General features: G+C 43.0%; 20 protein-coding genes. 5 read left to right on the plus strand and 15 right to left on the minus strand.

Annotated elements, in window-relative coordinates:
• Positions 1-93: 93 nt before the first annotated feature.
• The 6 genes from ACRBG0_RS10850 to ACRBG0_RS10875 all read right to left on the minus strand — a co-directional run bounded on the left by ACRBG0_RS10850 (position 94) and on the right by ACRBG0_RS10875 (position 8903).
• Positions 94-630, minus strand: coding sequence for a M23 family metallopeptidase (locus ACRBG0_RS10850; RefSeq protein ID WP_431486913.1), 537 nt, complete (start codon positions 628-630; stop codon positions 94-96).
• A 211-nt stretch (positions 631-841) separates the two neighbouring features.
• On the minus strand, positions 842-2353 hold the full coding sequence (locus ACRBG0_RS10855) for a class I adenylate-forming enzyme family protein (protein WP_431486914.1): 1512 nt from the start codon (positions 2351-2353) through the stop codon (positions 842-844).
• A gap of 25 nt (positions 2354-2378) precedes the next feature.
• A complete protein-coding gene (locus ACRBG0_RS10860) occupies positions 2379-3368 on the minus strand; it encodes a 3-oxoacyl-ACP synthase III family protein (RefSeq protein ID WP_431486915.1) in 990 nt (329 codons plus the stop codon).
• 89 nt (positions 3369-3457) lie between these two features.
• The gene (locus ACRBG0_RS10865; RefSeq protein WP_431486916.1) at positions 3458-4954 is read right to left on the minus strand and encodes a sodium:solute symporter family transporter; all 1497 of its coding nucleotides are present in this window, start codon (positions 4952-4954) and stop codon (positions 3458-3460) included.
• 199 nt (positions 4955-5153) lie between these two features.
• Positions 5154-7694 (minus strand): TonB-dependent receptor, encoded by a 2541-nt coding sequence (locus tag ACRBG0_RS10870; protein WP_431486917.1) that lies wholly within the window; start codon positions 7692-7694, stop codon positions 5154-5156.
• A gap of 261 nt (positions 7695-7955) precedes the next feature.
• Positions 7956-8903 (minus strand): alpha/beta fold hydrolase, encoded by a 948-nt coding sequence (locus ACRBG0_RS10875; RefSeq protein WP_431486918.1) that lies wholly within the window; start codon positions 8901-8903, stop codon positions 7956-7958.
• A gap of 284 nt (positions 8904-9187) precedes the next feature.
• Between ACRBG0_RS10875 and fabG the strand changes: the two genes are divergently transcribed.
• Both fabG and ACRBG0_RS10885 read left to right on the plus strand, forming a co-directional pair.
• Positions 9188-9928 carry a 3-oxoacyl-ACP reductase FabG gene (fabG, locus tag ACRBG0_RS10880; protein ID WP_431486919.1) on the plus strand — a complete coding sequence of 247 codons (741 nt, stop codon included), beginning with the start codon at positions 9188-9190 and terminating at the stop codon, positions 9926-9928.
• Between the two features lie 9 nt (positions 9929-9937).
• Positions 9938-11341 (plus strand): hypothetical protein, encoded by a 1404-nt coding sequence (locus ACRBG0_RS10885; protein WP_431486920.1) that lies wholly within the window; start codon positions 9938-9940, stop codon positions 11339-11341.
• A 296-nt stretch (positions 11342-11637) separates the two neighbouring features.
• Here the strand turns inward: ACRBG0_RS10885 and cysM are convergent, their stop codons facing one another.
• Positions 11638-12519 carry a cysteine synthase CysM gene (cysM, locus tag ACRBG0_RS10890; protein WP_431486921.1) on the minus strand — a complete coding sequence of 294 codons (882 nt, stop codon included), beginning with the start codon at positions 12517-12519 and terminating at the stop codon, positions 11638-11640.
• Positions 12520-12911: 392 nt separating this feature from the next.
• On the opposite strand from cysM, the gene ACRBG0_RS10895 reads away from it, so the two are divergent.
• Positions 12912-15299, plus strand: a complete 2388-nt coding sequence (locus tag ACRBG0_RS10895) for an outer membrane beta-barrel protein (protein ID WP_431486922.1) — start codon at positions 12912-12914, stop codon at positions 15297-15299.
• A 69-nt stretch (positions 15300-15368) separates the two neighbouring features.
• Here the strand turns inward: ACRBG0_RS10895 and ACRBG0_RS10900 are convergent, their stop codons facing one another.
• The 7 genes from ACRBG0_RS10900 to ACRBG0_RS10930 form a co-directional block, all read right to left on the minus strand.
• Positions 15369-16148 carry a serine O-acetyltransferase gene (locus ACRBG0_RS10900; protein ID WP_431486923.1) on the minus strand — a complete coding sequence of 260 codons (780 nt, stop codon included), beginning with the start codon at positions 16146-16148 and terminating at the stop codon, positions 15369-15371.
• 50 nt (positions 16149-16198) lie between these two features.
• Positions 16199-16618: a DoxX family protein gene (locus ACRBG0_RS10905; RefSeq protein WP_020534420.1), complete on the minus strand. Its 420-nt coding sequence runs from the start codon at positions 16616-16618 to the stop codon at positions 16199-16201.
• A gap of 132 nt (positions 16619-16750) precedes the next feature.
• A complete protein-coding gene (locus ACRBG0_RS10910) occupies positions 16751-18307 on the minus strand; it encodes an NAD(P)/FAD-dependent oxidoreductase (protein ID WP_431486924.1) in 1557 nt (518 codons plus the stop codon).
• A gap of 37 nt (positions 18308-18344) precedes the next feature.
• On the minus strand, positions 18345-18794 hold the full coding sequence (locus ACRBG0_RS10915; RefSeq protein WP_431486925.1) for a hypothetical protein: 450 nt from the start codon (positions 18792-18794) through the stop codon (positions 18345-18347).
• Between the two features lie 90 nt (positions 18795-18884).
• A complete protein-coding gene (locus ACRBG0_RS10920) occupies positions 18885-19304 on the minus strand; it encodes a hypothetical protein (protein ID WP_431486926.1) in 420 nt (139 codons plus the stop codon).
• Between the two features lie 133 nt (positions 19305-19437).
• Complete coding sequence (gene kdsA / locus ACRBG0_RS10925) at positions 19438-20253, minus strand: 3-deoxy-8-phosphooctulonate synthase (RefSeq protein ID WP_431486927.1); 816 nt, start codon at positions 20251-20253, stop codon at positions 19438-19440.
• 54 nt (positions 20254-20307) lie between these two features.
• Complete coding sequence (locus ACRBG0_RS10930) at positions 20308-20892, minus strand: hypothetical protein (protein ID WP_431486928.1); 585 nt, start codon at positions 20890-20892, stop codon at positions 20308-20310.
• A gap of 393 nt (positions 20893-21285) precedes the next feature.
• Between ACRBG0_RS10930 and ACRBG0_RS10935 the strand changes: the two genes are divergently transcribed.
• Positions 21286-21441, plus strand: coding sequence for a hypothetical protein (locus ACRBG0_RS10935; RefSeq protein ID WP_431486929.1), 156 nt, complete (start codon positions 21286-21288; stop codon positions 21439-21441).
• Positions 21442-21596: 155 nt separating this feature from the next.
• Complete coding sequence (locus tag ACRBG0_RS10940; protein WP_431486930.1) at positions 21597-22346, plus strand: anti-sigma factor domain-containing protein; 750 nt, start codon at positions 21597-21599, stop codon at positions 22344-22346.
• A 492-nt stretch (positions 22347-22838) separates the two neighbouring features.
• Here the strand turns inward: ACRBG0_RS10940 and ACRBG0_RS10945 are convergent.
• Positions 22839-22981 (minus strand): hypothetical protein (locus tag ACRBG0_RS10945; protein ID WP_431486931.1); only part of this gene is annotated, 143 nt, incomplete at its 5' end.

Below are 22981 nucleotides of genomic sequence, written 5' to 3' on the forward strand. Positions count from 1 at the left end.
AAACAAATCCTTATATGCCCTCATAATCCCTTACATGGTTCAAAAAACCTTAAGTGCCTTTGGTGGTTCAAAACCTCGTTGATTCAAAAAAAATCACCGCGCATTTTCCAATAACGGCATTGGATCGATTGCCGTACGGGCCTTACCTACAAGGATTTCGAAATGCAAATGAGGGATCGTTTTACTAGCATTCCCGCTATTCCCTACCGTCGCTATTTCCTGCCCGGCGCTTACTTCGTCACCCCCTTTCACCAACCAGTCTTCCAGATGCGCATAAAAATATTGCACGCCATCCGAGCCGCGGAGATAAAGAGTTCGCCCTCCGTTACCACCTTCCTTTATAGCTTCGATGTGACCATCAATGACTGCTAAAACTGGCGTATGCCGAGGCGCTTTGATGTCTACGCCCTGATGAGTGCGGCTCTTGCCGCGAACGTCCCCAAAATAGCTGATGATATTATCCAAACCATGATTCAGAACCGGAAACCTTAAGACATCAGAAGAAGTAGCCTTTGGTTCGGTACCTTGTTCAAATTCTTGTTCCGCAGCTGGGGTGTAAGGATCAAAAAACTGCGTCCCTACAATCCAGATAAAAATCACCGGCCCTACCCATCCAAATAACTTATTCATAAGCGATTGTTTAAGAGCTTGTTGGGTACCATAACGGCAATTTGGACACAATTATTTGCTTAATATGCCTCACCTCCTGTTAAAATGCACTGCCTTCCAGGGTGTTTTGGATGGTTCAAAACCTTAAGTGCCTTTAGTGGTTAAAAAAGAAAAACCTTATATGTCCTTATAATCTCTCATATGGTTCAAAAATCTCCGATGCCTTTGGTGGTCAAAAAAACCAAAGCCCCTTGAGCACTTTCCGATCAATTTTCCCAGTATCATTCTTGGGCAGCTCCTCCAGAAAGCGGAAAAACTTCGGCACCTTGAATTTTGCGAGTTGCTCCCTACAGTAATCACTTAAAGTTACTTTATCCACCTCATCATCAACATTTAGCACTACAAAAGCACATCCTACTTCGCCCCACTTCGCATCGGGTACCCCAATGACGACCGTCTCCGCAATCGCAGGGTGATTCAATAACACCCGCTCTACTTCAGCAGGATACACGTTTTCACCACCAGAAATAAACATATTCTTGATGCGATCTTCCACATAAAAATAGCCATCTTCATCCTCACGGACACGGTCACCTGTGTGGAACCATCCATCTACAATAGCCTTGCTCGTCGCTTCGGGCTGTTCCCAATAACCGGGAGTAACCATGGGGCCACGAAGGAGCAATTCACCACCATTGTTAGGCGGTACTTCTTCTCCCTGCTCGTCTACGATTTTTGTTTCTACATAAAAATTAGCTCTCCCTATCGAGCCTTTTTTACGGATAGCATCATCTTGGTGTAGGCTCGTAAGATTGGGCCCCACTTCCGTCATACCGTACCCTTGCCGAATGGGGACTCCCTGCGCTTGCCAGCGCTCAATAAGCGGAATGGGCATAGGTTCGCCCCCAACAATAATATAGTGTAAATGGCTAAAATCGGTCTTTTCAAAAGCCGGTTCGTCTGCCATCATTTTCAGCATTGTGGGTACACCCATAAAAACGGTAGCCCGCTCTTTTTCCAATAACTCCAGAACGGTTGCAGGTTCAAACTTCTTTAACAAACAACTATAACCGCCATGATGTAAGAAAGGGGTCGTGAGCACATTCCATCCACCGGTATGGAAAGGTGGCATGCAATTTACCGTACGGCTTTCCGTATTTACCAGCAATGACAACGAAGTATTGATGCTGTTCCAGAACAACATTTTATGGGTATAAATAGCGCCTTTCGGAAACCCCGTAGTCCCTGAAGTATAAAGGATAAATACAGGATCATCTCCTGCTATTTCTACAACAGGGTTCAGCGCATCTTCTGGCTTGATGGTCGTTTTATCACAGTAACTGGCCAAAGCCTCGATTGACCATTGATGAACGATGCTATTTGCCGTAGCACATTGTCGCATGTTAGCCCCAAAACGTTCTTCTGCAATAACCATTGCCGGACGAGCATTCACCAATAGGTAATCAATCTCCTTATTAGCCAAACGATAGTTGAGGGGAACCAGAATAAGACCAGTTTTCTGGGCTGCTACAAACAGTAAAATGTATTCCAGGCTGGTTTCAGACAGCACCGCAATCCTCTCCCCTTTTTGTAGCTCTAGCGTATTTTGAAAATAATAAGCCAGGCGATTCCCCAAGCGGTTTAGCTCGCCGTAAGTTAAGCTTTGCTTGCTAGCGTGAGCTTTTACGGCTACTTTCTGAGGTTGATACTTGGCCCATTTCGCCGTCCAATCATGTTGGTGCATTAACTCCATATTTACATTAAACCACTTAAAGCTGAAACGCTGCACTTGCAAAGGCTAGTCCACCGCCAGAGCCGACAAAATACACCAGATCGCCAGATTTTACCAACTCTTTTTCCCAAGCATCGTTAAAGGCCATAGGAATACAAGCTGAACCCGTGTAACCATAATGATGCATAATGGTATGCGCCCGTTCCCTTGGAACCTCCAGAAGGTCTAGCGTTTCCCAAATCGCATTAATGTTGATTTGGGTGATAAAAAACTGATCTACCTTTTCCACTGAAGTGGTCGTCCGTTCTCCAAGGGTGCGAATCATTTGGCTCCAAATTTGGGGATTTAATTCTTTGGGAAACTTACGGACAAACTGTAGTTGGTGTTCATGCCGATCTATCATCTCCGCATTAACAGGCTGGTGAGTGCCTCCGCCATAGATACCCATCCATTCGTTGTATTCACCTTTGGTGATAAGTTCGCTAGAAAGGAAGCCCAAGCCCTCTTGTTCCGTCGCCTGAAGAAGTACAGCACCAGCACCATCGGCAAAGAGGGTGACTGTCTTTTTGTCCTCCATATTCAGGTACTTGCTCATGGCGTAAGCGCCAATAATCAGTACGTTTTTGTAGTGCTCATCCGCCCGGATATACTTAGCACCAATATCCAGTGCGGTCACAAATCCTGCACAGGCCGTATTGATATCAAAGGTCCCTGCCCGATTGGCCCCAATACGATGCTGTACGACCGAAGCCGTAGAAGGGGATACAAATTCTGGTGTATCCGTTGAGATAATAATCAAATCCAATTCGCTGGCGGTTACGCCTGCCCGATCAAGGGTTTGCAAAGCTGCTTTTTCGGCAAGATCAGCCGTACTTTCATCGGCAGCACACCAGCGGCGTTCGTAGATTTTTACATTTTCTTCCAACCAGGTACTGACGTCAACGCCTAGCAACTCATCGAAATATTTGTTAGGAACAACCCGTTCAGGAGCGTAAGCACCGCAGGCGGCAATGGTCGCGTTGCGCATGATATATATTTAGAGAAGTAAGGAATAGCTAAAGACATTTTGGAAAGCAACAGGTAATCGCTTACCTGTTACTAATTCCAAGCACGTTACTAATTCTTTACCTCTGACTTTTTTAAAAATTGATGTCCAATTAGTGTCGGAAAGACACTGAAAATTATAGCGAAGGCAGCGGTCAAACCAGGGTTGGCAAAAGCCAATGTACTCGTTGGAAACAGCTGTTCTCCGAAAAAAAATAAACCAAAGTGAATAGTTAGCGCTACTATAGACATGGCCCATACCAGTCGCAAATTTGGGGTTTGATACAACACCCCAGCAAGTAATGGCGGCACGGCAGCCAGTACAAGTCCGTAGACCCCTACTTGGCCAAAAATCCCCAGCAACTTTGGGGGATAAAGCGCCACCAGGAATACCGCAACCGCCATTATTATTAGCACCAGATGACCGGCACGCATAGCGAGTCGCATTTGTTCTTTGGGATTACGGGCGCTCTTACCTCTGGAAAAGATATTGAGCACCAAATCATTAGCGGTTATCGTTGAAATCCCCACCAGTAAACCATCCAGCGTAGACATAGCCGCAGCCAACAAGACCACACTTACGATCGTAAATAGCCAGTCTGGAAAGACCTGTTGCAAGTAAACCGTCATCACTAAATCTTGGCGAAAAGCCCCTGTCGTCGCATCCATAAGGGCTTCGGGAGGTACCGCTACGTGTGCCCAAAAACCGGCCAGTAGCAAAAGGGAAAAGAGCAAAAACACAACACTAAAAACCAGAATGTATCGCAGTACTGCTTTATCTGATTTCACGTAAAGCGCTTTCGTAAGGATGTGTGGTTGGCACACCAATGCTCCCCCGATCAGAAAACCAGCAACATACGTAGAAAACCAATCGTTGAACAATTTACTTTCTGGATTGACCCAAGCGAGTAAATTAGCGTCTTTGGCTTGTAAAACGGCGGTTATATCGCCACCTTCCAGGTATAATTTCAGGCCACTCCACAGTACCAATGCGCTCACGATAATCATTAGAAAACCTTGGAACATATTGGTAAAAACGTGGGCATAAGTTCCTCCATAAAGCACGTAACCCGTTACGAAAACCAGTGTAATCACCAGCGCCACTACATTGGATACCCCCAGCAACTTTTGCATAACAATCGAAATCCCACCTACCAGCAAAACCACAAAAGCTACTGCTAAGAGATTGATTACCGCAAAATACAGCGAGAAGTCTTTGGAGCCATATCGTTTCCCTATCCAGTCCGGAATCGTCAGTGCCCCAGCTGCTTCGCCAATACGGCGAAACTTAAAGGAAAGTACACACAACATGGTCACAAACCCTAGGTAAACACTGATTCCCAGATGCATAAACCCAGCCAAGCCATCAACATAGACAAAGCCCGGATTGATAATAAAGGTGGCTGCTGAAGCCGTCGCTGCCGCAAGAGTAACGCCCACCTGAACAGGAGACAAATCACCTTTTCCAATCGCAAAACTTCCGAAGTCATCGGTCTTCCGGTGCCCTAACCAACCAAGGTAAGCGGTGCCAAGAAGGTAAATAGCGAAGAGTATCCAGGCCAGTGTCATGTCTTTTGTTTAGGGAGAAAGTGCATTGCGGAGAGCAAGTCTTTTTATGGCTTTGTATTGCGCAGAAAATAAACTGCGATTTTTCGCAAGTTTTCCAAATAGTTAAAACGCTTGAAATGAAACGCTTATTCAACTATTGTGAAANNTTTTATTTTCGTGCTGTTCCTTCGCTCCCCACAAGCTATCTTTCCACATCAGTTTATTTCTTCGCCGGAATATTGTATACCAATTCTAGGGTATAAATACCGCGAGTAGGCGCTGCTGCTGTAAATTCACGTAACTCCTGATTGAACAGATTAACCGCAGACAAATTCACCCGGAAGTTATCCGTAATATGGTAACCTACGTTCAGGTCAAGGGTAAAGAACCCACCAAGAGGGCCATAATTGTACGAATCTGTCCCTCTGGAATCCTCTACAATTGGCGTGCCTCTCCAAGTCAACGGGTTGCCATCGTCATCGGTCAGCGTTTCAGAAGCAATTTGGAAGCTAGAGAAATAGTTGTATTTTTCTACGTAGCGGCCATAAGCTCCACCGTAAAATTTATCTCCATTGTAGTTGAGTCCCAAGCCGAAGCGATTATTAGGCGCATTTACCAAAATATCCAGGAAGTTAACCGTACCGTTACGATCAAAGTCATTAGCCAGATCGTCTTCATCAAACGTATAATCGAAGTACGAATAGTTGACGTAAGCATTCAATTCTGGCGTAATGTAGTAATTCAGATTCAAGTCAAAACCGTAGGTATTCACCTTACCAAAATTCACGTAAGTCGCTACAAGTCCCTCTAAGCCAATAGACGCGTAAAGGTCATACAAGGCATCAGCCTGTACTTCACGTAGTGGGGTTTTACCACGGCTGGTTGCAAAGAAAGTAGTTACAGGGCTGAGGAAATCTTCACTGATATTGTAGTACGTATTGGCGTCAATGAAGAGCTTGTTCTTTTTCAATTGACCACGGTAACCTAACTCAAAGGTTTGCAGTCTCTCAACTTTTTGAGCTTCCAGACGGCCACCCCCTACAAGGTCAAAACCTTCAGCGTTTCCGAGGATCAAGCCGTTAAACAGGTTGCCAAACATATTGAGGATCGTAGGGGAAGCGATACCCTGTCCGTAGGTCAGGCGCCAAGTTCCCATATCTCCAATTTTCAGTAGACCAAACTTAGGTACAAAGTTAAACTCGTACACATCATGATAATCGGCACGTGCCGCTGCCAAAGCTTTCCAACCACGGTTGAAATCGTAAGTCAGGTGAGCATAACCACCGTACTGATTCACTACAATATCTTCTCCATTGTAATATTCATTGAGTTCATTTTCAATCAAGTAAGTACCGAGGCTATTAGCGCGATCCTGCTGCCACTGGGCACCAGCGATCAACTCCAGGCTACCAAAGCGGTTGTTGTATTGAATTTCTGAGTTCCAACGATCAGAGGCATCTTTGAAAATAGCACCCGTAGAGTAAGACTGTGCACCTCGTGCTTCGGCATCACTTAAGCCTAGTACATCGATACCCGTGTAGTAAGCTTTCGTACGATCATCAATCGAGTAAGTGTCATCCGTTTTACTTTGCGTATAAACAGACTGAATGAAGAAATTCTTGAAATTCAGCCGTAGCTGGGTGTAGAAAATCTGCCAATCGATGATCTGATTTCGTCCTACATTGGTAGGTGAAAGGTAGTTGCTGTTGCTGTAACCCGTGTTAAGAATGATATCGAAATCTTCTTTTGGGGTAAAGTAAAACGCACCTTCCAAGCGAGTAGCGTTCACATCTGGATTGAGTTCGAGTTCTTCCCAACCTTCTTTGACTCCATCCGGGCCAGCGTAGTCGGCAGAACCAATCAAATTACCATTAGCATCCTGGCGGTCGATGTAAACAGAATCCGCAAAATCAAATTCTGTAGCAGCTGAGTATTCGCCCATCAGTTTGAAAGCAAACTTATCACTAACGACTTGCGCATGACGTACACGAGCAGAGTATAATGGATCGCCGTCACCACTTACACCAGCATTCAAAGCGATAGTCGTACCCGCAGAAGTACGAGGATCTTTGGTAATGATATTCAATAATCCATTGTGTGCATTCGGACCATAAAGCGTTGAGTTGGGACCAAGAATGATCTCCACCCTTTCAATATCCTCTTTAATAGTCGTATTCAATGGCCCCAAAGGCAGGCCGGTAGCCACTAAGCTAGAGAAGCGGCTATCGGTAACCTGCAGGTTTTTGGAGTTAAAGTTGGAATTGAATCCACGAATGTTAAAAGCTGGTGCAGCAATACCCGCACGGAAATATTCTACCCCTTTTTGGCGGGCAACCAATTCAGCAGGGCTTCCTGCAAATTGTTCGATTTCGCGCGCGAAAATCGTTTCAATAGTTGCTGCACTTTCTGTCAATTTTTCGGGTCGCCGGCTACCGGAAACCACCACCATATCCAGATCAGTACCTACACCTAGCCGAAAATTAAGGGTAACCTTTTCATTGGCACTCACTGTAATTTCCTCTACTTCGTCTCGGAAGCCAATATAGCTGGCTGTCACTTTGTAGGTTCCTGGATCAACCATCATTTCATAGTTGCCGTCAATGTCTGTTACAGCTCCCGCTGGATTCCCTTGCACCGTAAGGTTTGCACCAATGAGTGCCGTTCCTTCATCATCCGTCACTTGTCCGGATATCGTGGCTTTTTGCCCCATAGCATAGAGGGCAGCGCCACAAAAGATCAAAAGCGTAAATATTCTTTTCATGAAGCTCAAGTATTTAAAGACTTACGAAATTATTCCACTAAAAATCCCCTTGTGATAAAACCCTGTTCTACAGGAATAGCAAAAGAAGAACTTTTATTCTGGTGGTGAATTTAGAGAAGCCTTATTGCTTTTAAATCCTCTGTGGATTTTCAAAAACCATTGACCGAAACCAATAAAACCTCACCTGCCCCTTTTTAACACACTCATTTACAGATATTTAATTACACAAAAATAAGCATTGACTTTATCAACTAACTTTACTCATTTGACCGTAAAAGCAGAAATAAGATTATTCAATTCAGCAGCTTGCTCCCATTGAACGAAGTGCCCCGCCGAAGGTAAAATTGCAAGTTGCGCTTGTGGAATTTCACCGACTCCAGCCTCAGCGACCTCTCGAACACTAAGCCCTGGATGTAAAAACTTATTGGGAATTAAGCCATCATTTTCACCAAAAACAACGAGCGCTGGCAACTGTATTTCCGATAATCGATCAAAAACAGACTCTGTCAACATAGCATTCACACATTGTGGAATCATTTCACAGTATGCATCATAAGCTGGCGAGGCTTTCAAGACCATCCGGTCCGCAATCATAAAGCGAGCATCCTCCGGCATATCGAAAAAGTTCATCTCAAAATTTCGAATAATCTGAGCATCGGGGGTCGCTTTGACCACTGTCGGAGTTACGAAAGTTGCAAACCACTGCTGCTGCTCGGGAGTAAAAGTTTCGAAGCCAGCAGGAGCCACCAAAACCAGTCGAGTAATCTCTTCTGTATTTTTCAGCACCGTATGTATGGCTATTTGCCCTCCCATACTATGCCCTACCAAGGTCACCTCTTTTAATTCCAGCTGGGTAATAAAGGCCGCTATCGTCTCTGCAAAAAAATCCATGCTATAAGGGTGCTTTCCATCGTCAGACTTGCCATACCCCGGAAGATCTAAAGCAATACAACGATGAGTCAGTTGCAGGCTATCAAGGTTCTTATACCATGCTTGCAGATTGCTACCTAGCCCATGTATAAATAACAAGACTGGCCCCTGACCTTCCTCTACATAGGCAATTTGAAGGCTATCAAAAAGGGTAGCTTCTTTTACGGGATATACATACTTCCAACTTTCCATAACAGGGTCTTTACTTGATAAGTCCTGCCCAAAAAGGAAAGAGGACAGGCCAATTAGAATAAAAAAAACAGTCCATCGAATGAGCATAAACGATTGTTTTATTACGAGAAATAAATTTTTACCCATATAAAATTAGGCGAATAAGGCATACACAAAATCAAAACTCAAAAGTCAATATTAGTTTAAAAGACATATAAATACTTAATAAATAGACTTTTATAAAACATTTCACCTCTAAAAACCACAAAAGTCAATGCAAAAAATTACTTTACAGTATAGAAGGCCTTCCTTTTCAGCACCTAAATTTGAGAATTCTCTGACATTTTATGTCGTCAGAGAAAAAATTAGAGAAACATAAAACAGAATAATTCATGCGACTAAAAGATAGAGTAGCCATTATTACTGGCGGTGCCCAGGGAATTGGTAAAGCCACCACCCTCAAATTTGTCCAAGAAGGTGCAAAAATAGCTATTTGGGACATCAACGCTGAAAAGGGAGAAGCATTCGCACAGGAACTACAAACCGAAGGACATACCGTGCATTTCTTTCAGGTAAACACGGTAGATGCCGCAGCAGTAAGTGCCACAGCTAAAGCCGTATATGAAGCTTTCGGTCAAATTGATATTCTGATCAACAATGCAGGAATCACTAGAGATGCTACCTTACAAAAAACGACCCTAGAACAGTGGCAACAAGTACTGGACGTCAACCTCACTGGCGTTTTCAACTGTACACAAGCTGTATATCCTTACATGAAAGAAGCAACTTACGGCCGTATTGTCAACGCCTCTTCTGTAGTAGGTATTCAAGGTAATTTCGGGCAGAGTAACTACGTAGCCACCAAGGCCGCCGTCATTGGCCTAACCAAAGTCTGGGCGAGAGAATTTGGCCGACGAGGTGTAACGGTTAATGCAGTAGCTCCTGGTTTTATCGCGACCGAAATGGTCAACACCATCCCAGAAAGCATCCTTGACGGCTTCCGAGCCAAAACACCACTCAACCGTTTAGGCACCCCCGCTGAAGTTGCTAATCTTTATGCCTTTCTGGCCTCGGAGGAAGCATCTTTCATTACCGGAGCAACCTATAGTGTAGATGGCGGTGTAAGAATATAAATTCATTCCATGCGTAGCAAACTCAGCAAATTTACGGCTTTCACCAATACTTTACTGCCACATGAAACGCAGTACTTACTTTCCGTACAGCGTTTTGAGGACAAAGAACGCCTGCTGATTTTGCAACGCATTGACCACAATGCTCATCACATTGATCAATTTACCGAATATGACCTCAGTATTGACAAAAGAAAATACAACCACCTACAGAATTGGATTGAAGACCGGTTACGCAGTACCGATGTTGATGAACAATTAAAGTGGATGCTGACAACTGAACAGCAGATCCTTACAGACAATATCCTTATCGAGCAGGAGAAACGCTTGCTCAAACTGATTCGTACAAACCAACAACCCGTTTACTTCAACACCTTTTACGAACTGGCCGAACACTATCGACAATTTTTACTCATCAGGCTACGCTACCACGACCATCAGCTCGTTGATGAATACCTACAAAGGCACAAAGACACCTACACGGAATCGAAAGAAATTCACGAACAACTCCACAAAGCAACGCTAGACATTGTAGGCCAATACGATGGCCAACAGGCGGAATCCAGACAATGGGAACAATGGCTTGCTACTGTTTTTCACAATGAACAACTTGACTGGCACTTGCGGTACCTTGCCCTACTCCGTTTGACCTTTCTTTGTTACAACTACCGTAAATATGACCTCCTCCGGGAAAAATTCGCCTATCTGGAAAAGCAATTTCTGGCAGGCACCTATTACTCGCGACGGCTGCTGCTCAATTATTACAATACTCAACTCATGCTCCACTCCCACTACCGGGAGTACGATCAAGCTGTCTACTTTGGCTACCTGAGTATTCGCGCGCAAAACCACGACTATCCATTGTATGTCAACAATCTATGCGCTGTATTACTTCGATTAAAACGCAATGAAGAAGCGTTGGAGCTAATGAAAAAAGCTGCACCTGCGGTTAAAAAAACTACCAATTTCCATAATCGCATTGGCTTTGTTGCTTTTTATATGGAAGCCCTCAACAAAAACGGCCTATTCCAAAATGCAGAAAGCTATGGCAATATTTTCCTTCGGGCCTACGCAAAAGAAGTCCTTCGCTATCGCTGGCATTTGTTTTTTTCCGTTTACCTGGAATCCCTACTCCATCAGGAAAAATATGACAAAGTATTGAAAACAGAACACAAATACCGGCTCCTACAAAGAGATAAAAAATACGAGAACAACGCTAATTACCAAGCGACGATCCCTTTATTTATTGGCTTAGCTCAACTAAAAGAAGGCCATCTTAAAAAAGAGGAATTTGCAGATATCATTCAGCACCTAAACAACAAATACAGCAATGACGAGCAAAAAAGTTCTAATCTAAAGAAGTTGATTAAGCAGATGGTAGAGAGAGCACCAGCGTTGAAGTACTTGATTAAGTAAATGTTTTATTTTAAAACAAAACAAACATTTTAATTAAAAATATCACAATTTTAACTACCTTTACAGAAGCTACAGGTAAAATGACAACTATCTGTACAAATCAGAGGTCAACACTCCTGCGGTCAACAGGGAAAATCGAAGGTTTTTTTGCGGTTGCTGGCTGCTTCTCCAGAAGAAGCAGATGATAGCGCACGCCCTATATAGTCATTTGGCTTCGGGGCGGTTTGGCGGATCGGACAAATGGGTGGGACCCTCCCACTTGAGGGCCCTATACCAACTACTTCCCCAAATATCCTTTATGAGAAAACACCACTTGACAGGTATCGATCACCTCGGTCACAAATAATACACACTATCAGGCCCTCTTCTAAAGTCCCGGCTAGTTTCGCAGCGGCAGCTACTGCTCCTCCACTGCTCATCCCGCTAAAGATAGCCTCTTCCTGCGCGAGGCGACGCATGGTCAATTGAGCTTCCTCTTGACTTACGTCAATAATTTGATCAACACGTTCCGACTCATAAATTGCAGGTAAAAATTCCGGCGACCAGCGGCGAATACCAGGGATTCTCGAGCCATCGGTAGGCTGCACACCTACTATCTGAATGTTCTCATCCTGTTCTTTCAGATACCGAGAGGTCCCCATAATAGTGCCCGTCGTTCCCATACTACTAACAAAGTGGGTAACCTGCCCTGCTGTATCGCGCCAAATTTCAGGACCTGTAGAACGGTAATGTGCACCCCAATTGTCACTATTAGCGAATTGATTAAGCATTAGATAGTCACTCCCCTGAGCTAGCTCTTCGGCATATTCACGGCTGTATTCTATCGTCTTCTTCGCCGGAGTTAGAATTACTTCAGCACCGTAAGCTTCCATGGTTTGTACTCGTTCGATCGTAGAGTTTTCAGGCATAACCAAGGTAATAGGAATACCAAATACCCGAGCGATCATAGCCAATGCAATCCCTGTATTCCCGCTCGTTGCTTCAACCAACCTCATCCCTTCACGTAACTCCCCACGATCAAGAGCTCCCCTGATCATCCCATAAGCTGCACGATCTTTCACACTCCCGCCAGGGTTTTGCCCCTCCAGTTTTCCAAATATACGTACACCTGGCTTCTGGATGATCGACGTAATTTCTACCAGCGGGGTTTTCCCAATTAAATCTATAATGTTTGCCATAGAAAACCATATTTTTTTTGAACGTACTCACCCCCTCCGGGGTAATTAAACAATGTACGGTTAATAACTCTCAGAGATTGATCATACACAATCAAAACAAAATTGCAACTATCCTAATCCCAATTTGTCTTTGCCTACAGTTACCTACCTATACGAGTAGGGATATTGATACCGAAGCAAATATTCAGGACGATTGTCAGCCGATTCATCCACTTTTTCCTTCCTTTTAGCGAAAAAAATAGTGGTATACCGACACCACTAGCATCTTTGTTATGAATTGACTGAGAATCTATACTCATTGACGCCCGGCCCCCTTAAATAGTTCACCTGACATATAAAAATCTTACTCGATCAACCACAGTCGAGTAAGGAAAAATTGAAAACCGACTGTTATGACTTATTACACCCGACTTTTCGGCCTCATGGTCGCTGGCATGTTTAGTTGTGCCCTTATGGCTCAATCCGGTAACATTACTGGCCAACTCCTAAACCAGGAAGGAAAGGCTGCTGATTTCGCCAACGTCCTACTGTTACAAGCCACTGATTCCTCCCTCGTCAAAATGGAGCTATCCGAAGAGGATGGTAGCTATGAATTTCGCTCTCTCGACGAAGGAGAATACCTGATCAAGGTTACCGGCATTGGTTATGACGATCATTTCACCGCTCCTTTTTCTTTAGCAAATAAAGAAAAAAAGATTTTGCCAGTCATTACGTTGGAAGTGATGGCTACCGTTCTTGATGCAGTGGAAGTCGTAGCACGAAAACCCTTACTGGAACAAAGAGCAGGTAAGTTAGTCGTAAATGTTGACCAAAGCATTACTGGCCAAGGAGGCAGCGTTACCGACTTACTTAAAAAAGTTCCTGGTTTAGTTGTCGTTAATGACCGCGTCTCTATGGCAGGACGCAACGGTGTAACCATCCTCATCGATGGTCGGCCAACTAAATACATGGATATCCAATCCGTGCTCAACGAAATGCCCGCTGACAATATCTCTAAAATTGAAGTCGTCACCCAGCCTGGTGCGGCCTATGATGCAGAAGGTACGGGGGGAATCATCAACATCATCCTAAAGAAAAATGCGCTGTACGGAACAAACGGAAGTGTAACGGCTGGTTTTGGTTATGGAGAACTCGCCAAATACCGCATTGGCACCAACCTTAATCACCGTACTGGTCCATGGAACCTCACCTTCGCTACAGGTTACAATAATCGTACCTGGATTGAGCGACTGGACCTCACCCGTGTTCTGGAAGATCGCACCTATGTACAAAACAACTACGAACCAGGGAATCCGCACTCTTTGTATTTAAATATGGGGGCAGATTATGACATCAATGCAAATCATCGCGTAGGAATCTCCCTTAATTCCTATCGCAGTGACAATGATCGTACCAGTGAAAACACCACTACTATACTAAGCAACGAAGGGAATGAATTGGACAAATTCACCACTCGCAATATGCAGGATCGCTTTTGGCGCTCTTATACTACCGATGCTTTCTACCGTTGGCAGATTGACACAACCGGCCAGGAACTCAATTTTGATATCAACATGGCTGATTACCGCCGTGAAGTTACTGATATGCTGATGACGACTGGCGAAAATTTCGATGACCGTCAGAATCAGACGCCAGCCAACACCCGTATCTACGCTACCCAACTCGACTACAAACTCCCCCTAAACGATCAAATGCGGTTTGAGGCCGGCGCAAAGTTGAGTGCAACACGTCTCGACAACGAATTACTGGCTACTGTAAGGCAGAATAACGAATGGGTGAATGATCCATTATTGTCAAACAAGTTTAATTATGAAGAAGATATATACGCCGCCTACGTTAACCTGTCTTATACCAAAGGAGAGTATGATGCCAATTTCGGGCTGCGTTACGAAGATTCTCAAGCCTCTGGCTACAGTGCAACATTGGACAGTACGATCAACCTTAATATCGCAAAGGTTTTCCCCAGCTTGAGCCTGACCACTCCTTTCATAGGGCCGCTAGGAACAAGCATCTCCTATAGCTACCGGATTGAACGGCCTGGCTATTTTGACCTTAATCCTTTTGTAAGCTATCTCGATCCATTGACTTTCTCTAAGGGCAACCCCTTCCTGGTACCTGAACTCACTCACACTGGGCAGTTCTCATTGACCTACGAAAAACAACCTTTCTTTAACTTGTCTTATGATTACACCAAGGATGTACTCACCGAAGTCATTGAACAAAACGATGAAACGGGAGAAGCTTTTCAAACGGATATCAACCTTGACAAGTACATCCGCTACGGTGGTAGTTTGTTTTTCCCACTTGATTTTATTGCCAAGCCTATTTCTGGTTATGGTGGAATAATGGTATTCTACCATGATTATCAAGCAGAATACCTCAATGCCGATTACCTCCAAAATCAGTGGACAACAAATGCATTTCTGCAAGTAAATGTAAGCCTCCCTCAAGATTGGAAATTGGAAGTAACTGGATGGATGCAAGGTGCAGGCCTAGATGGTATTATTAGACACGAGACCTTCTACGGTTTAGACGCTGGTATACAGAAGAAATTTTTCGACAACAAATTACGTGTTCAACTGAGTGTTGATGGTATTGTTCAGAAATTTTTCGAAGGACGAGTGGACTATGCCAATCTTGATTTTGACCTCACCAGCAGCTGGGAAGCCCCCGTCTTTAACGCCCGAGTAACGTACAACTTTGGTAACCAAAGTCTTAAAAGTCGCGAAAGACGCGAGTCTTCTTCCGACACAGAACGTAATCGTGTAAACGGAAACTAAAATTTAGATCGCTGTAATATAATTATAGAGGGTAGAGCCGTTACATAGTAATGGCTCTACCCTGTTTTATTACCCACGATAATAGACTCTACTGCCTGGGTCCACACTTTTCACAATCCAGGTATTTCCGCCGATAACAGCACCTTCTCCAATCACCGTATCTCCTCCTAAAATAGTGGCTCCAGCATAGATGACTACATTGTCACCAATCGTGGGGTGGCGTTTGGTCATCGCAAGATCTTTTTTTACACTTAATGCCCCCAGTGTTACTCCTTGATAGATTTTCACATCTCTTCCTATGTCTACCGTTTCACCGATGACAATACCAGTGCCGTGGTCAATACAAAAACGCTCACCAATTTTTGCGGATGGATGAATATCTACCCCTGTAAGTGTATGTGCATGTTCCGAAAGAATACGTGGGATAAGAGGAACACCCAGTTGGCAAAATTCATGGGCCAGTCGGTAAACAGCTATAGCGTAAAAACCGGGATAAGTACGAATCACTTCTCGCAAGCTATTTGCAGCCGGATCTCCTGCAAAAATTGCTTGTGCATCAGCTTCCAACAAGCGGTGTACATGTGGCAACACCTCCATAAAAGACTCCTCGATCTCTGTCGGAGAAGCAGTCAAATCTTCTTCTAACACCTCCAAGATCGCAAACAAACGATGCCGAACAATAGAGAATTCGTGCTCAAAAGTTCGCTGCGAAGGAAAACGTTGTTTAGCTAATTCTGGAAAAAGCAGGCCTAATAGGTTATCCAACCAAGTACAAACCGCTTCAGAGGAAGGTACGCGGGATGTTGAGGCATGCAGTTGAAAAAGTTGATGAAGAAATTGCTGATCCATAAAATGATAAATTAAAGCTTTAAGTACGCTAACTCAAAGTGTCTTACTTATTATACGTTTCTCACCCTCGAGGTCGCAAACAAACGCTTGATTCCGTACTTCCCGACCCCATTAGCAAACACCATCAACAAGCCTCCAATGATGGCCATATTTTTCATAAAATGAATCCCTTCTATACGGTGTTCTGGATCTGGCATATTCCAAAAATCATGAACAATAAAGGTTACTGGCACCCAATACAACAACAGCAGGAAAGTCCCCAACTTTGCGCGATAACCCGTCAAAATAAGTGTTCCTCCTAGAATCAAACAAAAAATAGCTCCGTACAGTAATAAATCCTGACGCCACGTAAGTCCATAATCCGACATCAACACCTTGGTCTCTTTGAAAAACTTAATGGAATCATAAGCCTCATAGAAGAAAATGAAAGACAAAAACAGGCGGCCTAATAAATCAAAAATGTGTTTCATATTTATAGTATAAGAAGTCTAAAGTAAGAGGAATAAAATAAAAACAGCATTCTGTTGACACCCCATACAGGACATACAACTAACGATATGCCTTTCATTAATTCCATTCTTCTTTATCTCAATTTATTATTTTTATTGATAGAATCGAGCAACCGCCTGTGCTACATTTTGGCCATCCATAGCCGCAGAAATAATACCTCCTGCATAACCAGCACCTTCTCCACAGGGGAAAAGGCCCGACGTTTGCTCGTGCATATAAGTTTCACGGGAGCGAGGAATCTTAATGGGTGAGCTTGTACGGCTTTCAGTCCCAATAACAGTAGCCTCTTCAGTATAATAGCCTTTCATTTTTCGGCCAAATATTTGCACTCCTTCTTGTAGTCTTCCGTAGATGCTTTTCGGCAACAAATCGTGTACTGGTGCAGCATAAAGGCCAGGAATATACGAGCTACCAGGTAAATTAGCAGAAACCTTTCGATGTACAAAATCTGGCAAACGAAGGGCCGGAGCTTGTTGTCCACCTGTTCCGTATTGGAAAAACTTTTTCTCTACTGCTTCTTGAAAAGCTAAACCAGCAAATACTCCCTGTTTAGCAAATGGTGCCAAATCCTCTACTTCTACCGACACAACAGTCCCTGAATTAGCATAAGGAGAATCACGTCGACTCATACTCATGCCATTAACGACCAACTCCCCCGGTGCAGTTGCTGCCGGAACAACTAAGCCACCAGGGCACATACAGAAACTAAATACGCCTCGATTTTTAACCTGGCAAGCCAAACGATAACTAGAAGCAGGTAGGTTTCTATCCCGTTCTGGTTTACCGTATTGAATTTTATCAATCAAAGGCTGTGGATGCTCAATACGTACTCCTAGGGCAAAAGGCTTAGCCTCTATATGAATACCACGCTGATCCAGTAAATAAAAAATATCCCTTGCAGAATGGCCTGTTGCAAGAATGACCGCTTTAGCACGCAGTTCTTCCTGTTCATTTACAACCACTCCTTTCATGGCACCATCTTCCATAATGAAGTCGGTTACATGATTCTCAAAACGCACTTCACCACCATACTGAATAATAGTCTCTCGAATATTTGCCACAATATTTGGAAGTTTATTGGAACCAATATGGGGGTGCGCATCAACGAGAATATCGCTGGTAGCCCCATGTTCCACAAAAAGGCGCAATGCCTTTTCTATATTTCCTCTTTTGTGGGAACGGGTATACAGCTTACCATCGGAGTAAGTACCTGCACCTCCTTCTCCAAAACAATAATTAGAATGAGGGTTGACTTCACCGAACTGCTGAATGGCACGCAAATCCTTACGACGGGCTCTTACATCTTTGCCTCGTTCTAAAATGATAGGCTTCAAGCCACATTCTATGAGCTCTAGTGCAGCAAACATTCCGGCAGGACCGGCACCCACAATAATTACTTCTGGAGATTCTTCAACGACCTTAAGTTGATCAAGCAAAGCAGGCTCTGCTTGGTAGGTCTCGTTGATATAAGCTTCAATGCGCAATAGGAACAATGGCTGCCGCCCACGGGCATCCACACTTCGACGAATTACGCGAAAACTTTTCAAGTCTTTTTCTTCGCAACGCAACTGTTTGAGCAGACGCTTACGGAGCACCCCTTCTTGTTCTAGCTCAGAAGGTGGCAATTTTACTTCTACTATCTTAGGCATGTTCGGTATTTATCCGAAAAAATAAATGCAAAAATAACTATTCTTGGCTTTCTTCTTCCTCTTTTTTACGTATCCAACTTTCACTATCTGCTTTTCGCATATAATCAGAAGGTAAGAATACTTTCACCTTCACAATCTCGTAGCACTCTTCCCCTCCTGACTGAATAGGGGCTCTTCTCGACTGATAAGAATCAATCGTAAGGATACCATTTTGCAATGTATCAATGATCTCCCAACGTTTGTTTTCTTCGATGAAGAATTTCATGATCCCTTTGGTGGCATTATAGACCGTAATCTCTGAAGTAACCATGATTTGATTACCATCCCAATTATCTACGACAAAAGGATCAACCAAATCAAAGTCAACCTGATCTACAGAATCTACTGGAAAGACCCAGTGTAAACGATCATGGATTTGCGCTGTTACTACACTTTGCAATAAAAAAGAAAATCCCAACAAAAGGAGTGTACCGCGAATATTTCTCATAAAGGTAACTTGACATAAAACACTGTGGGTTATCCTCCATCATTGAAAGATAACCCACAGCAAAGAACGTCTTATTAAGCTAAATTGTTATTAAAACCCAGCAGCAGACGTACTGTTTTCTATGTTTATACGTACATCTTCAGGGACAAAGATTACATAACTAATATTTTCGGCAAGCGCTTGGCCGTTTACGAGCACTTCTCTTTCAAGCCCAGGCACAGAAATAAAGTACTGGTCATTATCTAACTGGCCTTTTAGATTGTAGCGACCAGCTTGCGCCAATGAACGCAACATTGACTCTGAACCTCGTTCTATACCAACCGTCATTTGGATTCTAGTAATCGACTGGCTCCAAGTTTGCACATCTACCGGTCCTTCAATCTGTAGTACAGCTTCCTGAGCTCCTTGAAGATTGAAAGAACGCACAAACGTTTTCTCTACGGTTTGGGCGAAAAGGCCCGCCGCAGTCACCAATAATAACGCGACAAGAGTGGTACGGGATCTTTTCATAATATTTAAGTGTAGTTTGATCAAAAAACAACCAGGCATTCTCACCTGATCAACTGATGTATAATATAGTGGTTTTATACCACAAAAACAAGAAAAAACCAAACAAACAAGTCACAAATCGAAAAAAATCAACTTATTTAATGGCAGACCGAATCATTACTAGTTTTTTTAGTAAATCTTCTAACTGTTCTAATGGCAACATATTTGCACCATCACTTTTGGCTTTAGCAGGTTCTGGGTGTGTTTCAATGAACAACCCGTCCACACCTACTGCAATCCCTGCACGAGCTACTGCTCCAATCAAAGCTGGCTGCCCACCCGTTACACCACTGGCCTGATTAGGTTGCTGCAAAGAATGAGTACAATCTAAAACTACTTTAGCTCCAAACGACTGCATAGTTGGGATTCCTCTGAAGTCAATAACCAAATCCTGATAACCAAAAGTAGTACCTCTCTCCGTAAGGATAATTTTTTCATTACCACTTTCAAGGACTTTTTCTTGCGCAAAGCGCATTGCATCCGGGCTCAAAAACTGACCTTTCTTCACGTTAACAACCTTACCTGTTTCAGCAGCAGCAACTAATAAGCTCGTTTGCCGACAAAGAAAGGCTGGTATTTGCAAAATATCTACGTATTCTGCGGCTAAAGCTGCTTCCTGCTCTGTATGGATATCAGTTGTAACAGGTACCCCAAACTCTTCGCGAACTTTGCGTAAAATCTTCAGTGCCTTTTCATCACCTATACCGGTAAAAGAATCTATCCTCGAGCGGTTTGCTTTGCGATAAGACCCTTTAAATATGTAAGGAATCTCAAGGCGGTTGCATAAACCCGAAACTTTTTCAGCAATTGACATTGCCATTTCTTCACCTTCGATAGCACAAGGTCCGGCAATCAGAAAAAAGTTCCCTGAAGAAAGGTGCTTCAAATGCGGTATAAGGGATAAATCCATGGTAACAGTATTTTTTATGCCCCAAATATAAGAGGAAAATCATCCTGCTCTCTCTTAGAACTTATAGGACAATCCAACATTTACCAAAGAAATACCAAAACCTACTTCTCCGTAAGCGCTCCAGTTTTCAGTGATGTAGCGACGAGTTCCCACAAAACCACTAAAGAGGAAACCATTTTCACCAGGACGAGAGAATGAAGGTAATTCATCATCACGCTGGATTTCTCCAGGCAATAACTGTACTGTTTTATCAATAGAGGGCAGACTAGCACCTATAGTAAAGCCGCCGTATACCCGCCAGTCATTGAGATCGTTGCTATGCATTGTCGTGCGGATACCAGCCATCCAGGTTTCGTTTACGAATGTCTCAACCAGGCCAGCATTGGGATAAACACTTTCACCATTTACTTTAGAATAAGCAACGTATGCTCCCAAAGAGAAATTAGGGCTAAGAAAAACATCTACTTGTGTGCTAATCGGAGGCACAATAGTGCTAGTTGCATCAGCAACATAAGTAGGCACCAACCCAATGCCAAAACCTACTTGCACCTGCCCAGGCTTAATTTTCACTTGTTGAGCGCTAAGGTGAATTGTGGTTGCTGCCAGTAAGAATACGATGATAGATACGCGAACTTTCATGGAAATCCCTTTTATGGAATGTTTATAAGTAAAAGACAAGGAAATCGATCCTCTTTATTTGCTGTGGCAAAGATATGGGAGAAATCATTAAAAATCAATGTTTTTAAAAATTTAATTCTGAATTAACAGTGATTTTTATCATATTCAAAATATAATTTCTTTAAAAATGCAAAATCGACATTTTGAACACCTTATTCTCTCACCGAGCAATTCTTTATTGGTAGAAATAAGCATCTACTTATTTATCTTTTTTAATCATCATTTTCCAGTGCTAAATATCCTTGATTTTCCTTTTACCAATAAATCCCTTAACTTTGCAAAACATAAGCGAACCCCATGAAACAACACATTTAAGGCACCCTATTTTCGAATATCCCAAAGCCAACTATCGCTATGACTACCAACGAATTCCTCTTACTGGGCATCCTTGCTACAGGGGTAATCCTTATCAACTGGAATACCATAAAAAGAGACCTTTCTCCACCTAAGTCTACTATCCCTAAAAAAGCTCCTCCCCCCAAGGCCTTATCCTCTGTAGAAAAAGAGTAGCTTATCCAATTCTAAGATTTCCTTGTAAAATAAATTTATTGATTATTAGAACAATACCTTATCGGCTCTGTTTCGAATTGAGTGGTTGTCAGGGGAAACCGTTTTATTGGTTTTCTTCTCCTACCTGGATTTAGCTTATTGCGAATAAGTAATGTATGGATAAGGAACAGTTTTTGAACTCAGGGCTATTAGAACAATATGTACTTGGATTGACTTCTTCGGAGGAAGATCAGATTGTACAGCAATACCTAGAGGTATTTCCTGAGTTAAATTCAGAAGTCAACGTCCTACATCAAGCCATGCAGCAATATGCCATGCAGCAATCCATTTCTCCTCCAAAACCTCAGCAGCCCCCGTCTCCTAGTGGTTCGTCTAAGTCAGCAAGAGGTATTACAGGTAACTTTAATTGGTCACGCTTAGCAATAGTGGGATTGTTAGGTCTTTCTTTTTTCTTTTTCCGCACGAATCAACAACAAGGAAAAGCCATCATGCAAGTGGAGGCTGAATATGCTGCTTTGAAAACCTATTGCCAAGCCTCTCAAAGCAAAGTGCACGCTCAGCAATTAATACTAGAGAAGATTAACCATCCTCATACAGCAGCAATTCTCCTGTCAGGAACAACTATAGCTCCTGACTTTTTTGCATTAGCACATTGGAATCCTACCCTAAAAGAGGGTTGGATAGACCCTACTAAACTTCCTACGCTACCCAAGGGGAAACAGTACCAAGTATGGGCTGATGTAGACGGAGAGATGATCAGCATTGGTCTAATCCCGCCGCAAAGTCAAGAACTCATTAGTATTACCTATATAGCTCATGCAGAAAGTATCAATATTACGGAAGAGAACCTTGGAGGGTCAGATCACCCAAACGTAAACATGCTTACTGTGAATGGGCATTTGTAAAATTTTCGTGAAGAACATTTAAAATATTTATTTTTTTTGTCGTGCAGCTCTCTATTCTCCAATTTTTGATTAACTTAGCTTTTGTACTACTTACCCTATTACTTTAGTTAGCAACTAGTTAGATTTTTTTTGTTCTGCATTAATTATCTAACACTCATCCCTAGTTATTTAAGATTGTTTTTCTGAGCAGCTTTTGCTGCTCCATGTGTTTTATGTCCCGTTTTGAACATGTGCGTTTTAATTATTTTTTTACTTGAGAAAACGTACAATTATGATCGTTCTTTACATTATTTCTGCAGCCTTTTTTCTAGGCGGAGGGTTGGTGCTAGCTTCTTATGCCACGCAAACGCGTAGCCGAAGTATGTATTAACCAAAATTTGAGAGTGGCCGGAGTAGAAGAGCTTATACTTCAGCCTCACAACATACCAAAAATGGAAAAGGGGAAAATGCCTGTGCATTTTCCCCTTTCTGTTTTCTACAAAAGCCGCTTATTTAATCAAGTTTTAAGACATCAAGAAAAGCCCTTTGTGGAACTTCTATTTTCCCAAATTGACGCATTTTCTTCTTACCTTTTTTCTGCTTTTCGAGTAATTTACGTTTCCTAGAAATATCCCCACCATAACATTTGGCAGTTA

The sequence above is a fragment of the Lewinella sp. genome, assembly GCF_050633125.1.
GTDB lineage: Bacteria > Bacteroidota > Bacteroidia > Chitinophagales > Saprospiraceae > Lewinella.

Excerpts from the sequence above, each read along its gene's own strand:
- ACRBG0_RS10850 (WP_431486913.1), bottom strand. The coding sequence starts at position 630 with ATGAATAAGTTATTTGGATGGGTAGGGCCGGTGATTTTTATCTGGATT.
- ACRBG0_RS10855 (WP_431486914.1), bottom strand. The coding sequence starts at position 2,353 with ATGCACCAACATGATTGGACGGCGAAATGGGCCAAGTATCAACCTCAG.
- ACRBG0_RS10860 (WP_431486915.1), bottom strand. The coding sequence starts at position 3,368 with ATGCGCAACGCGACCATTGCCGCCTGCGGTGCTTACGCTCCTGAACGG.
- ACRBG0_RS10865 (WP_431486916.1), bottom strand. The coding sequence starts at position 4,954 with ATGACACTGGCCTGGATACTCTTCGCTATTTACCTTCTTGGCACCGCT.
- ACRBG0_RS10870 (WP_431486917.1), bottom strand. The coding sequence starts at position 7,694 with ATGAAAAGAATATTTACGCTTTTGATCTTTTGTGGCGCTGCCCTCTAT.
- ACRBG0_RS10875 (WP_431486918.1), bottom strand. The coding sequence starts at position 8,903 with ATGCTCATTCGATGGACTGTTTTTTTTATTCTAATTGGCCTGTCCTCT.
- fabG (WP_431486919.1), top strand. The coding sequence starts at position 9,188 with ATGCGACTAAAAGATAGAGTAGCCATTATTACTGGCGGTGCCCAGGGA.
- ACRBG0_RS10885 (WP_431486920.1), top strand. The coding sequence starts at position 9,938 with ATGCGTAGCAAACTCAGCAAATTTACGGCTTTCACCAATACTTTACTG.
- cysM (WP_431486921.1), bottom strand. The coding sequence starts at position 12,519 with ATGGCAAACATTATAGATTTAATTGGGAAAACCCCGCTGGTAGAAATT.
- ACRBG0_RS10895 (WP_431486922.1), top strand. The coding sequence starts at position 12,912 with ATGACTTATTACACCCGACTTTTCGGCCTCATGGTCGCTGGCATGTTT.
- ACRBG0_RS10900 (WP_431486923.1), bottom strand. The coding sequence starts at position 16,148 with ATGGATCAGCAATTTCTTCATCAACTTTTTCAACTGCATGCCTCAACA.
- ACRBG0_RS10905 (WP_020534420.1), bottom strand. The coding sequence starts at position 16,618 with ATGAAACACATTTTTGATTTATTAGGCCGCCTGTTTTTGTCTTTCATT.
- ACRBG0_RS10910 (WP_431486924.1), bottom strand. The coding sequence starts at position 18,307 with ATGCCTAAGATAGTAGAAGTAAAATTGCCACCTTCTGAGCTAGAACAA.
- ACRBG0_RS10915 (WP_431486925.1), bottom strand. The coding sequence starts at position 18,794 with ATGAGAAATATTCGCGGTACACTCCTTTTGTTGGGATTTTCTTTTTTA.
- ACRBG0_RS10920 (WP_431486926.1), bottom strand. The coding sequence starts at position 19,304 with ATGAAAAGATCCCGTACCACTCTTGTCGCGTTATTATTGGTGACTGCG.
- kdsA (WP_431486927.1), bottom strand. The coding sequence starts at position 20,253 with ATGGATTTATCCCTTATACCGCATTTGAAGCACCTTTCTTCAGGGAAC.
- ACRBG0_RS10930 (WP_431486928.1), bottom strand. The coding sequence starts at position 20,892 with ATGAAAGTTCGCGTATCTATCATCGTATTCTTACTGGCAGCAACCACA.
- ACRBG0_RS10935 (WP_431486929.1), top strand. The coding sequence starts at position 21,286 with ATGACTACCAACGAATTCCTCTTACTGGGCATCCTTGCTACAGGGGTA.
- ACRBG0_RS10940 (WP_431486930.1), top strand. The coding sequence starts at position 21,597 with ATGGATAAGGAACAGTTTTTGAACTCAGGGCTATTAGAACAATATGTA.